Source organism: Lacticaseibacillus suihuaensis, from assembly GCF_054785075.1.
The window spans coordinates 161284-174293 of record NZ_BAAGBJ010000005.1 but is presented as its reverse complement, the minus strand read 5'-3'; the positions used below and the strand labels follow the sequence as shown (position 1 = coordinate 174293).

Genomic DNA, 13010 nt, shown 5'->3' with positions numbered 1-13010 from the left:
CCACTACTCGTGACTCATGTGATTAATTCAGGTGCGACTGGTTGCACCAAACGCGGCGGTGCCGCGCCGTTGGCCGGCGGGATGGCCTACCCCGCCACCCCCAGCGCAATCACCAGCGCCTCGGTGGCCGATTGGAAGGTCACGTTTTGACGCAGGCGAATCTGGGCCTGCAGGATGGCGGCGAGACCGCCACTCAGGCGCCGGCCGCTGGTGCCGGCCAACCGCGCCACGCGCGGCTCCTCGCCGAACGCCGCGACGCCGGCCACCCCGTAGTGCTGGTTCAGCGCGTCGGCGTAGGCCTGGGCCAAAAGCGCCAGCACCTGCTCTTGATCCGGCGGGGTTTTGGCCAGCGGCACCAGGTCGGCTTGCACCGCGACGAAGGCCGCGGGGTCGCCGGCGGCCAGCTGGTCGACCAAGGCCAACACTCGCTCGATGCGCTGGGCGAACTGCGGGTCGGCGGCCATCGCCGTGCCGGCCTCAACCGACGCGCTCAGGTGAGCGGCGACCCGGGCCAACGGCGGCGTGACGCCGGCGGCTTCCAGCTGCTCGATCACTTGGCTGCGAGCCGGCGCCGGGAAGTTAATCACCTGGGCCCGTGACAGAATGGTCGGCAGCAGTTGGTTTTTGGCCGTGGTGGTCAAAATAATCAGCATCCCCGGCACCGGCTCCTCGTAGAATTTCAGCAGGCTGTTGGCCGCCCCGGGCGTCAACCGCTCGGCGCCTTCGATCACGAACACGCGCTGGTTGCCTTCCACCCCGCTTTTGCTCATTTCCTGCTTCAGGCCCCGCACGTCGTCGACCTTGATGCTTTTGGCGTCGCTTCGCAGCCACACCACGTCCGGGTGGTTCTCCGACAGAATCCGTGAACACTCCGGGCACTTACCGCAGGGTTGGCCGTCTTGCAGGTTCTGACAAAATAGGCGCATCGCCAACCACTGAGCGAACTGCGCCTTTCCCGTCCCTTTTTGGCCGTTGAAAATGTAGGCCTGGCTCAGCTGCCCCTCCGCGATGACTTGGCCGAACTGCCGCACCAAGGTCGGCTGCAGCGCCTCGATGTCTGGCATCAGAAGCGGTGGAACGCGTCGACCGGCAGCACGAAGACGGTGGCGCCGCCGACTTGGACCTCGATCGGGTAGGCCATGGTCGAATCGGAAGTCGCGTCCAGGTTAACCGGCGGGGTCATGAACTGCTCGCGCGTCTGAGCGGATTCCTTGATGATCTGAAGCACCTCTTGAACGCGTTCATCGTCGATCCCGATGATGAACGTGGTGTTGCCGGACTTGAGGAAGCCGCCGGTGGTCGAAAGCTTCGTTGCCCGAATATTGGCATCGATGAATTCGCTCGACAGCAAGTTGGCGTCCTTATCTTGAACGATGGCTAGAATCAACTTCATGGGCTTACTTCCTTTCTGCGCCGCTAAGCCAGCCAGCTCGCGGACAAAACCGTGTGCAACGTACCCAGACAATCCGAGACGACTTGAGCCAGTGGCTTAGTGGCATCGATGGTCACAATCCGCTCGGGCTCGCGCTCAGCCAGGCGCAGGTAGGCCCCACGCACCCGCCGGTGAAAGGCAATGGACTCGCGGTCCAGCCGGTCGTACTGGCGCTCTTGCCGATGCGCCTCGATGCGAGCCAGCCCGACCTGGCTTGGCACGTCCAGGTACAACGTGCGAACCGGCGTCAGCCCCTCGGTCGCGAACTGGTTCATCGCCAAAACCGCGTCCTCACCGATCTGCCGCCCGGCGCCTTGGTAGGCTACCGAGCTGTCGACAAAGCGATCGCAGATCACGACCTCCCCGGCCCCAAGCGCCGGGCGAATCACCTCGGCCAGGTGCTGGCGGCGCGACGCCGCGTAGAGCAAGGCCTCGGTTCGCGCATCCATCTCGGTGTTGGCCGGATCCAGGATCAGCTCCCGGATGGCCTCGGAGAGTTTGGCACCGCCGGGTTCGCGGGTGAGGCGAACCGGCTTGGCCAAATGAGCCTGAAGCTTGGGCATCAGCGCCGCCAAGACGCTGGTTTTACCCGCACCGTCGGGTCCCTCGAACGTGATGAATGTGCCTGCCAATACACTGCCTTCTTTCTCGTCAATATCTATAGTGTACTTGAAATCAGCGCCGATTGCACCAAATACCAGGGCGAAGGCCGGCGCCTTTAGCGGGACGCATAGCCTAGCCGTGGCGCGTGAGGCCCGAACTTGGCCTCGGGTGCCGCGGCGTAGCTATGCGTTCCCGCGTTGCCGGCCGCAGCCCGACGAACCAGGGCGGAGGCCGGCGCCTTTAGCGGGACGGGTAGCGTAGGGCTGGCGCTTGGGACCCGGGCCTGGTCCCGAGTGACGGCCCCAGCTAGCCGCTCCCGCGTTGCCGGCCGTAGCCCGACGAACCAGGGCGGAGGCCGGCGCCTTTAGCGGGACGGGTAGCGTAGGGCTGGCGCTTGGGACCCGGGCCTGGTCCCGAGTGACGGCCCCAGCTAGCCGCTCCCGCGTTGCCGGCCGTAGCCCGACGAACCAGGGCGGAGGCCGGCGCCTTTAGCGGGACGGGTAGCGTAGGGCTGGCGCTTGGGACCCGGGCCTGGTCCCGAGTGACGGCCCCAGCTAGCCGCTCCCGCGTTGCCGGCCGTAGCCCGACGAACCAGGGCGGAGGCCGGCGTCTTTAGCGGGACGCATAGCCTAGCCGTGGCGTGTGAGGCCCGAACTTGGGCGCAATCCAAACAGCCCGGCGATGGCCTTGAAGGCTCACGGCCGGGCTGCGGATGGCGGCTACTTCTTGTTGAGCTGCCAGCTTTGGTTGTCTTCTTGCAGCTGCTGAGCCGCCATCTCGGCGACCAAGGCGCCGGAGACATCACGAACCCGGGCCTGGCGGTGCAGGAAGTCGAACAGGCCCTCCTGCAGGTTGACCTGGGCCCGGGTCGCCTCGTCGACCTCGCGGAACGTGGCGACCAGCTTGCGCTGCGCCGCCATTTTGTCGCGAACCCGGTAGACCGTGGTCATCAGCTCGCGGTCTGCCTCGGTTTTGATGTTAGGACGCTTCTTGAAAAACATGGCCTCGCCTGCTTTCTACAGTTCGGTTCGCCCTTCGACGGCCTTGAGCAGGGTCATCTCGTCGGCGTATTCGATGTCCGACCCGACCGCCAACCCATGGGCCAGGCGGGTGACCTTGATGCGAGCCGGCTTAATCAGCCGCGCCAGGTACTGGGCAGTGGCCTCACCTTCCGGCGTCGCGTTGGTGGCCACGATCAGCTCCTTGACCTCGGGATGGGCCTGGAGCCGCTTGATCAGGCTCTCGATGTTCAGGTCCTCGGGGCCACGCCCTTCAATCGGGCTGAGGACGCCGTGCAACACGTGGTACAGGCCGTGGTACTCGTTGGTGCGGTCGATGCTCATCACGTCCTTGGGCTGCTCGACCACCAGAATCGTGGTTTGGTCGCGGCTTTGGTCGCGGCAGATCTCGCAGGGCTCGGTGTCCGTGATGTTACCGCAAACGGTGCAATAGTGCAGGTCGTTTTTAGCGGCGGTCAGGCTCTTGGCGAAGGCCGCGACGTCGTCTTGGTTCATGTCGATGGTGTAAAAGGCCAGGCGCGTGGCGGTTTTGCTGCCGATGCCCGGCAGCTTCATGTAGCTGTCAATCAGCTTGGCGATGGGTTCTGGGTACTGCATAACTTCCTCCTTCGACACAACGCGGCCGGTCGCAACCGACCGGTGAGGCTACATCCCCAGGCCGCGGGTGTACTTGCCCATCTTGGCCTGGGTAGCCGTGTCGACCTGCTTGAGCGTCGCGTTGACCGCCTCGATGATCAGGTCCTGGAGCATGTCCGGGTCGTCTGGGTCGATCGCTTCCGGCTTGATCTTGATGTCTTTGAGCTGCTTGTCGCCGGTGAAGGTGGTGGTGACCATGTCGCTGGCGGAGCTTGCGGTGAACTCGGTTTGGTTCAGCTCGTCTTGCGCCTCGGTCATTTCCTTTTGGAGCTTCTTCATCTGCTTCATCATACCCTGCATATTGCCCATTCCACGCATATTCGTCATCCTCTTCTTTCAGTCATTCTTGATTGCAACATTGTCTGCGTCGCCGAACATGTCGGCGATGGTGGTCAAAACCGGGTCGGCCGCCTTCTTGGCCGGCTTGGCCTTCGGGGCCCCCATTTCCTGGAGGTAGGCCTTGCGAACCCGCGGCCACTCGTCTTTTTGGACCAAAACGACCTTGAGCGTCTCCCCCATCAAGCGGTTCAACGCCCCTTCCAGCTCGGTCATTAGCGCCGCGTCGTTCATCGCCCGTTCGACCAAAATGTCGTAGGCGAAGCTGACGATCACGCCGGTCGGGCTGGCGGCGACCGGATCGGAAATCCGCATCATCGCGCGTTTGGTCACCGACAGCATGTTCAACAGGTCCGGCCAGATGTCCTTGACCTTCAGCAGGTCGGCCTTGGTCGCCGCACCGAGAATCGGGTACAGCTGGGCCTTGTTGACCTGCGCATGCTTTTTGGCCGCCGGCTTGGCCTTCGGGGCCGGGGCCGGCGCGACGCCGGCTTGCTGGAGGCCGGCGACCGTCGCCTGCAGCTTTTGAATCTGCGCCTCCAGGGCCGTGACCGACTCGCTCGGGGCGGCCGCGGCCGGCTGGGCCACGGTTGCTTGCGGGGCCTCGCCCAGCCGCACCGTGGCGACCTCCAGGTACAGCGTCGGGTGGTTGGTCAGCCGCAGCTGCCCCTGCGTCTCGTTGAGCACGTTGATCATGTGGTACAAGACGGCCGGCTGCAGCGCCTGGGCCAGGTCCTTGAAGTGGCTATCCTGCAACGCGCTGGTCTCGCCGACCAGGCTCGGGGCCTGCTGGAACACCAGCAGGTCGCGCAGGTAGCCGATCAAGTCGTCGAGCAGTCGCCCGGCGTCTTTGCCCGAGGCCAGCAACTGCTCGATGGTCTCAAGCGCCTGCGCCGGCTCGTGGTTGGCCACGGCGGTCAGGTAGGCGCCAAGCTGCGCCACCGCCACGCCGCCGGTCACATCCAAAGCGTTTTCCACCGTCACGTGGTTTTGGCCAAAAGACAGCACCTGGTCCAAAATCGACAGCGCGTCTCGCATCCCGCCTTCTGCGGCCTTGGCGATGATGGCAAGGGCCGCTTGATCGTAGGTGATGCCCTTGTCGTCCAGGATGTAGGCCATCCGTGAGACGATGTCGTCTGCGGTGATGCGGCGAAAATCAAACCGCTGGGTGCGGGAGATGATGGTCGCCGGAATCTTCTGCGGCTCCGTGGTGGCCAGGATGAATACCACATGCGCCGGTGGCTCCTCCAGCGTCTTGAGCAGCGCGTTGAACGCGCCGGTCGACAGCATGTGGACTTCGTCGATGATGTAGACCTTGACCCGGCCGACGGTTGGCGCGTACTTGGCCTTGTCTCGGATGTCTCGAATCTCGTCGACGCCGTTGTTGGACGCCGCATCGATTTCGATCACGTCCGTCAGGCTGCCGTTGTTGATCGCCTGGCACATATCGCAGGTGTTGTCGGGTTCACCATCTTGCAGGTGTTCGCAGTTCAGCGCCTTGGCCAAAATCTTGGCCACCGAGGTTTTCCCGGTGCCGCGGGGGCCACAAAACAGGTAGGCGTGGCTGGTCTGCCCCGTCACCAAGGCGTTTTTGAGCGTGGTTGTAATCGCGGTTTGACCGATCACATCCGCGAAGGTCTGGGGCCGCCAGACGCGGTATAAGGCTTGGTAACTCACCTGACTCATCCTTTCTGTACTCGTTCAAGTGTACCACACGGCCGCCTGATTCGGGGTGGCAAACGCGCCGAGTTTGGCCGCGTCTTACGGCCCGGCGAAGGCCGCGGCGGGGGCCTGTCACCCGAGGCCAAGCCCGGGCCTCATGCGCCAGGCCTGCGCTTGCCATCTCGCTAAACCCGCACCTCTTCGCTCCGGGGTCGTCGAGCTACGATGCGCAACGCGAGAACGTCCAGCTAGGCCTGTCACCCGAGGCCAAGCCCGGGCCTCATGCGCCAGGCCTGCGCTTGCCGTCTCGCTAAACTCGCACCTCTTCGCTCTGGGGTCAAAAAAAACCGGCCATCCATTCGATGGCCGGGCTCATTGACTACAAAACTTAAGGCACATGACCGGCGATTCTTAGTGCTGCTTCCTTCCGGACCTGACACAATTCGAAAGGCGGTCATTGCCTCAAGGCCTTTCGGCAAGAATAAGTATACCCGTTTTGGTTGCTTTTGGCCAGCCCGGGTTCGATAATGGCCATAACTCAGAAGGGAATGATTCCATGTCTTACAGCGTTACCTTGCTCAAGCACCAGGTTCTTCGCACCGACCGGCTGGTGCTGCGGCCGTTCGCCGTCACCGATGCCAAGCGCCTGTTCGAAATCGGCAGCCAGGCGCAAGTCGCCGATTTTTCCATCAAGTACCCGACACTCGACGCCGCTTACGCCGGCCTGGCCGACTACTGGATTGGCAGCCCCCTGGGCAAGTTCGCCGTCACGCTGGACGGCGAGCTGATCGGCGCCTGCGAGCTTCACGCCGATGAGAAAAACCGCAAGGCGGAAATCGGCTACTTGCTGGATCCGGTCTACTGGGGCCACGGCTACGCGACCGAGGCCGCCGCGGCGGTGATGGCCCTGTGCTTCGACCTGCTCGGCGTCACCCGCGTCGAGGCGATGCACGACGCGCGAAACCCCCGCTCCGGCCGCGTGATGCTGCGGCTGGGCATGCACGAGGAGGGCCGGCTTGAGGCCGAGCACATCGAAAACGGCGTGGCCGTGACCACCGTCGTGATGGCCAAGCTCAAGGAACGCAAGTAGGCGGTTCCGCCCGGGGCGTGGTTAGCAGCCTAATCCCGCCGGCGGTTCACCGACCGCTGGCCGCGCCACCTAGCACCCGAGCCGCCGCGCCGGGTGCCGCCGGTCATGCAGCCGCACCCAGCGCGGCCGTCACTTGACCCGGCCGCGCCACCGGTCGTGCGGCCGCACCTAGCGCGGCCGCCGTCACTTGGTCTGGCCTTGCCGGGCCTTTTTGGCTGCCTTGCGCTTGGCGCGGATGGCGCGAAAGAAGTCCTGCAAAAGCGCCGCCGCCTCGCCTTCGCGAACGCCTGGCACGACTTGGACCTGGTGGTTGAAGCGCGAATCCGTCAGCAGGTTCATCAGGGTGCCGGCCACGCCGGCCTTGGGATCGGCGGCGCCGTAGTAGCAACACCGCACCCGGCTGTTGATCATGGCGCCGGCACACATTGGGCAAGGCTCCAGGGTCACGAACAGGTCGCAGTCCTCCAGGCGCCACGACTTCAGGGTCGCGCAGGCCTCCTGAATCGCCAGCACCTCGGCGTGCAACGTGCTGTCTTGGCTGTGCTCGCGCAGGTTGTGGCCGCGGCCGACCACCACGCCGTCGTGGACGATCACTGCCCCGATCGGCACCTCGCCGACCAGGCCAGCCCAGCGTGCCTCTTCCAGGGCCAGGCCCATGTAGTGTTCAATGTCTGCTTTTTCCAATCGGACCTCCGTTTCGCCGAGGCGGGTTCTTTGTTACAATGGACGTGAAAGTTGGTGAGACAATGGCAGCAATGCTCCCATTACTCAAGCGGGTGGTGCCGGTGATCACGGCACCGCCCTTTCCGGAAAACGCGCTGGTCGTGACCGTCGACAACCAGGTCGTCGCCATCGATGCCGAGGCGCTGACGCCGCGCGAGGTCGCGCTGGTCAAGGCGCTGCTCCCGCAGGCGCAAAGCCAGCACCCCTGGGCCCGGTTCCTGCGCGGCGAGGGGCTGGCCCCGACCACCCATCCGGTTCGCATGCTCTATTTTAACGTGGATCTGCACAATAGCCAAGCGACGCCCGGGGCGTGGCTCGACGCGCTGTGCAGCCTGTTTGCAAGCGCGGTTACCGGCTTTTTCGACACCGCCTCAAGCGGCGTGGTGATCGAGCCGACCGAAAACTTCATCGCCAGTGCCGCCGACCTGGCCGGCATTCTCGACACGCTGGACTCGGATTTTGACTCCAAAACCCGCCTGTTCATCGGCCACCCCTGGCCGGTCGACGACGAGCTGCCCGGCCTGGTCGCCGCGGAACGCCAGCTGGCCGCCGCCGCCCCGCAGCGCCTGGCCACCATTCAGCAGACGGCGCTGACCACGCTGACCCGCAACGCTCGCCAAAACAACCCGCTGCTGCAGGCGCTGACGGCCGTGATCGCCCAGGACGCGGGGATGCAAGACGTCATCACCACGCTGTACCACGAGCAGGGCAACCTGACCGCGGCCGCCAAGGCGCTGTTCCTGCATCGCAACACGCTTCAGTACCGGCTGGAAAAATTCGAGCACCAAACCGGCTTCAACCTCAGGCAGATGGACGACCTGGTGCTTTGCGCCTTGCTGATTCAGGCCTGAGCGTTCAAAAACACGCCGTCGCAGACAATTGCGACGGCGTGTTTTTGCTGGCCGACGGTGGTTCGCGTCCGGTCCCCCGCTGTGAAATGGGTTCCCGCCGCTAGGCCTTCGTCGTCTTCAGGATGTAGTAGCCGTGTTCCTTCTTGACCACGGCGGCGTCGCCGAAGGTGGCCTTCATCAGCTTCAGGGCCGACGGGGCGCCTTGCTTTTTTTGCAGCACCACGAAGAGCTGGCCGCCCGGGGTCAGGTGGGCGAAGGCGCCGCTCAGAATCGCCGACACCACGTCCTTGCCGGCGCGAACCGGCGGGTTGGTGACGATCACGCCGAATTGGCCTGTGACTTGCTCGTACACCGAGGACTCGAGAATCGTGACGTTGGTGATTTGGTTGGCCGCGGCGTTGCGCTTGGCCAGCGCCAACGCGCGTTCGTTGACGTCGCTCATCGTGACGTGCCGGGCCGCAAAATGCCGGGCCAGCGCCAGCCCAATCGGCCCGTAGCCGCAGCCGACATCGAGAATGTCGCCGGCGGCAAGCGCCGGGTCCGTCGCCACCACGTCGATCAGGACGCGGGAGCCGAAGTCGATGGTGTGCTTGGAGAACACGCCGTTGTCGGCGGTGAACAACAGGTCGTGGCCGGCCAGCGCGAAGCGAAAGCTGTGTTCGTCATGCGCCAGCGTCGGGTCGTTCGTGTAATAGTGATTCATGGGTACCTCACTTCTTGGGAGTCAACACCGAGCCGATCTGGCTGACCAGGCCCAGATACTTGTGCCACAGGCCGTGCGGCGCAGCCGTCACCGGGGTGTTGACGAGCATCAGGATTTGCAGCAGCGTGAACAACAGCGACTGCCGCTTGCGGTACGCGACGTACTTGGGGGTCCAGGTGGTCACGTACTTCTCTTTATAAGAGCGTAACCCCTGGAAGCCGTAAAAGCGATACCCATATTCATAAACCAGGTGGGCCATTTTCTCTTCCAAGAAGGCGAAGTCGGAAGTCCCGACGTTGCTCAAAGGCGCCATGCCCATGTTGAACTGGGTGTAACCCGCCGTCTTGGCGCGTTCGAACAGGTTGACGAACAGCGCGTCCATGATGCCGCTTGGCGCCGCCTCACTGGAGCGCATCAGGTCGATGGACATGACGCCCGGGCCCATCGGCATGATGCTCGCGAAGGACACGATGCGCCCCGCCGCGTCTTGAATCACGGCCACCGGCGCCTGGTTGAGGTAGCGCGGGTTGAAGTAGCCGAGGGAAAAGCCGATCTCGGCCTTGCCGTCCAGCCAGCTGTCGGAGACCTGGCGCAGCTGCACCATGGTCGCCGCGTCGAACGGCGGCGTCAGCCAGGCGAACTGGTAGCCCTGACGTTCGAACTTGTGCATCAAGGCGCGTTCGCCCTTGCGCTTAGTGCCGGCCAGGGTGAAGTCGGTCACGTCGACCGTGCCTTCCTCGCCGAACTTCATGAAGTCAAACCCGTACTCGTGCAGCATCACGGTCAGCCGCTCGGACACCTCGTAGAACACCAAGGACAGGTCCTGCTTGTCCGCCTCCCGGATGAAGTCGGCGATGGCCGGCGCCCAGTTCTCGTGGTCACCGATCGGCTCGCCGAGGATCACCAGCTTGTCGCTTTTCTTGCGGAACAAGAACAGCACGGCGTCCTCGCCGTCGACTTGGTAAAAGCGCATCAGCTTGTCGCCGGTGAACGCCAGGTGCGACACGGCATTGCCGCCGACCCGCGCGATGAAGGCGCGAAGCCGCGCGTCGTCGACCAGGCCGCCCAGCGTTTTTTGCGGATTGCTCAAGTAACCGTAGATCAGGCTCAGCGTGATGGCCGCGACCAGCACCCCGGCCAGCGTGGTCACCCACATCCGCTCGGACGGGAAGAAGAACACCGGCGGCACCGGGTGGTGGTGGTGAATCTGCGGCACGTTGTAGAACAGCGCGACGGCGTAAAACAGCGCGGTGACGGCGAAGATGCCGCCGTCGACGATGCGGTTACCCCAGGGAAAGTCCATCCGGTCGCGCGTCAGCTCGCGCTTGGCCAGCACCGCCGCCAGCAGGATCACCGCCAGGAAAATAATGAATTTCACGCTGACCTCGCGCCGCAAAGACGCCACCAGCGCCAACCCCAAAATCACCAGCGTCGGCCAGTAAGCGCGACGCACCCGGTTGGCGATGCCTCGCGCCAGCCCGAAGATGATGAAGGCCATCATGATGTTGGTCACGCGGCTGAGAAACAGGAAGGTCCAAGGGTACAGCCTGAGGTAAACGGCGTTGCGCAGCGCGATATCCGGCACCACGCCGCGCAGCAGCAGCATGACGGCGGAGAAGTAGAAGAACACCACCAGCGTCACGTGGCCGAGGCGCGTGAACACCTGCACCGGCAGCCCTTCCAGCCGGGCGTTGAGCTGGCGGCCGGCGTCTTGGATGAACAAGCCGACCCCCAGGATGAAGGGCACGATGTAGTAAAACAGGCGGTAGAAAAGCAGCCACACCACGCCGATGTTGCTGTTGACGCCGACTTGCGCCAGCCCCATCAGCATGAACACGTCAAAGGAGCCCAGCCCCCCGGGCACCATCGAGATCACGCCGAGCACATTGGCGACCAAAAACAGCGGCAGCACATGCGCCAGGTTGACCGGGGCCCCGATGAAGTGGCCGATCAGCAGGAAGAAGCCGGCCGCGGCCCCCCACTCGCAAAACGAGCCCAACGTCAGCCGCAGCTGCCGGGCCAGCGGCATGTCGGCGAACACGCCGCGGCCGTTGAGGTGCGTGACCAGCATCAGCACCGGGAAGTAGGCGCCGCCGCCGATCAGCCAGACCCAGTAATCCGTGTACATCCGGCCGATCCCGAGGCCAAAAATCAGCCCCAGCGCGATCAGCGACCACAGCGACAGCCCGGCCAAAAGGAACAGTGCGATTTTGGCGATCGCGGCCAGCACTTCCTTGTTGGTCGCGTGCTTGTGGTAGAAATTGGCGCGGAGGCTGGCACCGAGGAAGCCGCCGAACCCCGCGATGTTGGTGAACGAGTTGACGATCCAGCCGGACTTGGCCACGTACCACGGCCGGTACGACCCAGGCAGCATCTCGGTAATCACGAAGTCGTAGTTCAGCATCGGCAAGACCGCCGCCATGCCGATGACGGCCATGGCTAACAGCGACCACGGGCTTTGCGTCGCCAGGCTAGCCCGTACCTCGTCGCCGTTCAGCTCGCGAAAGATCCGCCCCAGCATCACGACGGCAAAGACCAATACCGAGACGACAAACAGCACCTTCAACAGTGTGAGGTGCTGCTTGACCCAGCCGACGATTTTTTTCCCTAAAGTTTTCAACAGACGTCCTCCATTCAGACCTCTATTATATGAAATTTAGGCGGCCCTGTGCGGCAGGTAACAAAACTGTTAGCTCACCGGGCCGAAGACGCACCAACCCCCCCGACGGCGAATTTGGGCGTGGTGGTGTTGACACGTATCGGGTGACCAGCCCCCTGCGCGAGCTGCCACGCCTCAGTGAGACCAACCGAAGCCGGGCTGGCCCTACCCGACGTTCAGTTTAGCAGGTAAGCGGTACCCCGGCGAATCTGACGCTCGTACCACCGAACTTTTGGGCGGCTCACTTGGCGAACAGCTTCAACAGCGTCGCCTCGTCCAGGAAGGGCAGGAAGCGGCGAATCTGCGACTCCGCCGCCCCACCGGCCGCGCCTAACCGCTTGATGTGGTGGGCCAGCACCGCCGCCTTGACGAACGGCGCCATGGCGACCAGCCGCTCATCGGTCACGTCGGCCGCCTCAATGGCTTCGAAGTGCTCGGCGGCCTCGTCGTAGCCCAAAAACGGCAGGGCCGCCTTGAACAAGTCGGTGTCGTCTGGTGCCTGGGCCAGCAGCTTGGCCAGCGTCGGCGCAGACACGAATGGCAGCAGGTGGCGGATGCCGTCAAGCGGTTGCGGCGCCTCGGCCAGCCGCAGCGCCACCGCGTTAACCTTGGCCTGGGTCAAAAACGGGGCGAGCTTGCCGATGTAGGCGACGTCGGCCGACTCGCCGCTGGTCAGCTTGGCGTCGACGATCGCGTCAAGCGCCGTGGCGGCCAAGAACGGCGCGAGCTTGACTACGGCCGCGTCGTAATCCGCGGTGCCTTCAAGCGCCTGCAGCTGCGTGGCCAGCGTCTCGCTGCTGAGAAACGGCGCCAGTGACGCGAGGTTGGCCAGGTCCAGCTGCAGGCCGCTGGCGCTTTTTTCGACCTGGCTGGGCTTCATCACCGGGGCCGCCTGGGCCAGGGTCTCGGGTTCAAGCGGGGCGTCGGCCTCCACGATGTGAACCGTCGCCTCCGCCTTGGCCGAGCCCAAAAGCTCGGTCAAAGGCAGCTGCAGCACCGCTGCCAGCTGCGCGTATTTGTCAATGTCCGGCAGCGACTGGCTGCGTTCCCAGTTGGACACCGCCTGGTAGGACACGTTGAGCTGATCGGCCAAGGCGCTTTGGGTCAGGTTCAGGCGCTTGCGAGCCGCCGCAATCTGCTGGCCGATGCGCTGGGCGTCAAAAATGTAGGTTTCTGTCATGATAGTTCCTCCTGCCGCACTCGACGGCGCTGTGATGTGATGCTGACCTCAGACTACCCGATTGCGGCCAGCTTGCCTATCAAGCCGTGCTTGAGTCGCCGCCACAAGCCGCTTGA

13 protein-coding genes and 1 other RNA gene are annotated in these 13010 nt (G+C 64.1%); 2 read left to right on the top strand and 12 right to left on the bottom strand.

All coding sequences use genetic code 11. From position 1 onward, the window contains the following. Positions 1–86: 86 nt before the first annotated feature. The 8 genes from holB to ffs all read right to left on the bottom strand — a co-directional run bounded on the left by holB (position 87) and on the right by ffs (position 6162). Complete coding sequence (gene holB, locus ACYVRZ_RS06415; RefSeq protein WP_461225760.1) at positions 87–1064, bottom strand: DNA polymerase III subunit delta'; 978 nt, start codon at positions 1062–1064, stop codon at positions 87–89. Continuing rightward, the gene (locus ACYVRZ_RS06410; protein ID WP_262315714.1) at positions 1064–1393 is read right to left on the bottom strand and encodes a cyclic-di-AMP receptor; all 330 of its coding nucleotides are present in this window, start codon (positions 1391–1393) and stop codon (positions 1064–1066) included. The genes holB and ACYVRZ_RS06410 overlap by 1 nt, the downstream gene beginning before the upstream one ends. A 23-nt stretch (positions 1394–1416) precedes the next feature. After that, positions 1417–2064 carry a dTMP kinase gene (gene tmk, locus ACYVRZ_RS06405; RefSeq protein WP_461225757.1) on the bottom strand — a complete coding sequence of 216 codons (648 nt, stop codon included), beginning with the start codon at positions 2062–2064 and terminating at the stop codon, positions 1417–1419. A gap of 690 nt (positions 2065–2754) precedes the next feature. Then, positions 2755–3036 (bottom strand): YaaL family protein, encoded by a 282-nt coding sequence (locus tag ACYVRZ_RS06400; protein ID WP_461225755.1) that lies wholly within the window; start codon positions 3034–3036, stop codon positions 2755–2757. Positions 3037–3051: 15 nt separating this feature from the next. Further along, on the bottom strand, positions 3052–3651 hold the full coding sequence (gene recR / locus ACYVRZ_RS06395; RefSeq protein ID WP_461225753.1) for a recombination mediator RecR: 600 nt from the start codon (positions 3649–3651) through the stop codon (positions 3052–3054). 48 nt (positions 3652–3699) lie between these two features. After that, positions 3700–4008 carry a YbaB/EbfC family nucleoid-associated protein gene (locus ACYVRZ_RS06390; protein WP_262315710.1) on the bottom strand — a complete coding sequence of 103 codons (309 nt, stop codon included), beginning with the start codon at positions 4006–4008 and terminating at the stop codon, positions 3700–3702. A gap of 18 nt (positions 4009–4026) precedes the next feature. Then, positions 4027–5703 carry a DNA polymerase III subunit gamma/tau gene (gene dnaX, locus ACYVRZ_RS06385; protein ID WP_461225751.1) on the bottom strand — a complete coding sequence of 559 codons (1677 nt, stop codon included), beginning with the start codon at positions 5701–5703 and terminating at the stop codon, positions 4027–4029. 362 nt (positions 5704–6065) lie between these two features. Then, positions 6066–6162: signal recognition particle sRNA small type (gene ffs, locus ACYVRZ_RS06380), an RNA gene on the bottom strand. Positions 6163–6244: 82 nt separating this feature from the next. Here ffs and ACYVRZ_RS06375 point away from each other — a divergent pair. Further along, entirely contained in the window at positions 6245–6778 is a 534-nt protein-coding gene (locus ACYVRZ_RS06375) for a GNAT family N-acetyltransferase (protein ID WP_461225749.1), read from the top strand. Positions 6779–6961: 183 nt separating this feature from the next. On the opposite strand, the gene tadA is transcribed toward ACYVRZ_RS06375, so the two are convergent. After that, a complete protein-coding gene (tadA, locus tag ACYVRZ_RS06370) occupies positions 6962–7462 on the bottom strand; it encodes a tRNA adenosine(34) deaminase TadA (protein WP_461225748.1) in 501 nt (166 codons plus the stop codon). 62 nt (positions 7463–7524) lie between these two features. Here tadA and ACYVRZ_RS06365 point away from each other — a divergent pair, with 62 nt between their 5' ends. Next, on the top strand, positions 7525–8352 hold the full coding sequence (locus ACYVRZ_RS06365) for a helix-turn-helix domain-containing protein (RefSeq protein WP_461225746.1): 828 nt from the start codon (positions 7525–7527) through the stop codon (positions 8350–8352). 100 nt (positions 8353–8452) lie between these two features. Here the strand turns inward: ACYVRZ_RS06365 and ACYVRZ_RS06360 are convergent, their stop codons facing one another. From ACYVRZ_RS06360 to ACYVRZ_RS06350, 3 genes are all read right to left on the bottom strand, one after another. Then, positions 8453–9055 (bottom strand): class I SAM-dependent methyltransferase, encoded by a 603-nt coding sequence (locus ACYVRZ_RS06360; protein ID WP_461225744.1) that lies wholly within the window; start codon positions 9053–9055, stop codon positions 8453–8455. Between the two features lie 7 nt (positions 9056–9062). Next, positions 9063–11675, bottom strand: a complete 2613-nt coding sequence (gene mprF, locus ACYVRZ_RS06355) for a bifunctional lysylphosphatidylglycerol flippase/synthetase MprF (protein WP_461225742.1) — start codon at positions 11673–11675, stop codon at positions 9063–9065. Between the two features lie 280 nt (positions 11676–11955). Beyond that, positions 11956–12894: a helix-turn-helix domain-containing protein gene (locus ACYVRZ_RS06350; protein ID WP_461225740.1), complete on the bottom strand. Its 939-nt coding sequence runs from the start codon at positions 12892–12894 to the stop codon at positions 11956–11958. Between the last annotated feature and the right edge of the window lie 116 nt (positions 12895–13010).

What these genes read in the sequence shown, in the direction of transcription:
- ACYVRZ_RS06410 (WP_262315714.1), bottom strand. Translation starts at nt 1,393, where the DNA reads ATGAAGTTGATTCTAGCCATCGTTCAAGATAAGGACGCCAACTTGCTG.
- ACYVRZ_RS06400 (WP_461225755.1), bottom strand. Translation starts at nt 3,036, where the DNA reads ATGTTTTTCAAGAAGCGTCCTAACATCAAAACCGAGGCAGACCGCGAG.
- ACYVRZ_RS06350 (WP_461225740.1), bottom strand. Translation starts at nt 12,894, where the DNA reads ATGACAGAAACCTACATTTTTGACGCCCAGCGCATCGGCCAGCAGATT.
- ACYVRZ_RS06360 (WP_461225744.1), bottom strand. Translation starts at nt 9,055, where the DNA reads ATGAATCACTATTACACGAACGACCCGACGCTGGCGCATGACGAACAC.
- ACYVRZ_RS06375 (WP_461225749.1), top strand. Translation starts at nt 6,245, where the DNA reads ATGTCTTACAGCGTTACCTTGCTCAAGCACCAGGTTCTTCGCACCGAC.
- ACYVRZ_RS06390 (WP_262315710.1), bottom strand. Translation starts at nt 4,008, where the DNA reads ATGCGTGGAATGGGCAATATGCAGGGTATGATGAAGCAGATGAAGAAG.
- holB (WP_461225760.1), bottom strand. Translation starts at nt 1,064, where the DNA reads ATGCCAGACATCGAGGCGCTGCAGCCGACCTTGGTGCGGCAGTTCGGC.
- ACYVRZ_RS06365 (WP_461225746.1), top strand. Translation starts at nt 7,525, where the DNA reads ATGGCAGCAATGCTCCCATTACTCAAGCGGGTGGTGCCGGTGATCACG.
- recR (WP_461225753.1), bottom strand. Translation starts at nt 3,651, where the DNA reads ATGCAGTACCCAGAACCCATCGCCAAGCTGATTGACAGCTACATGAAG.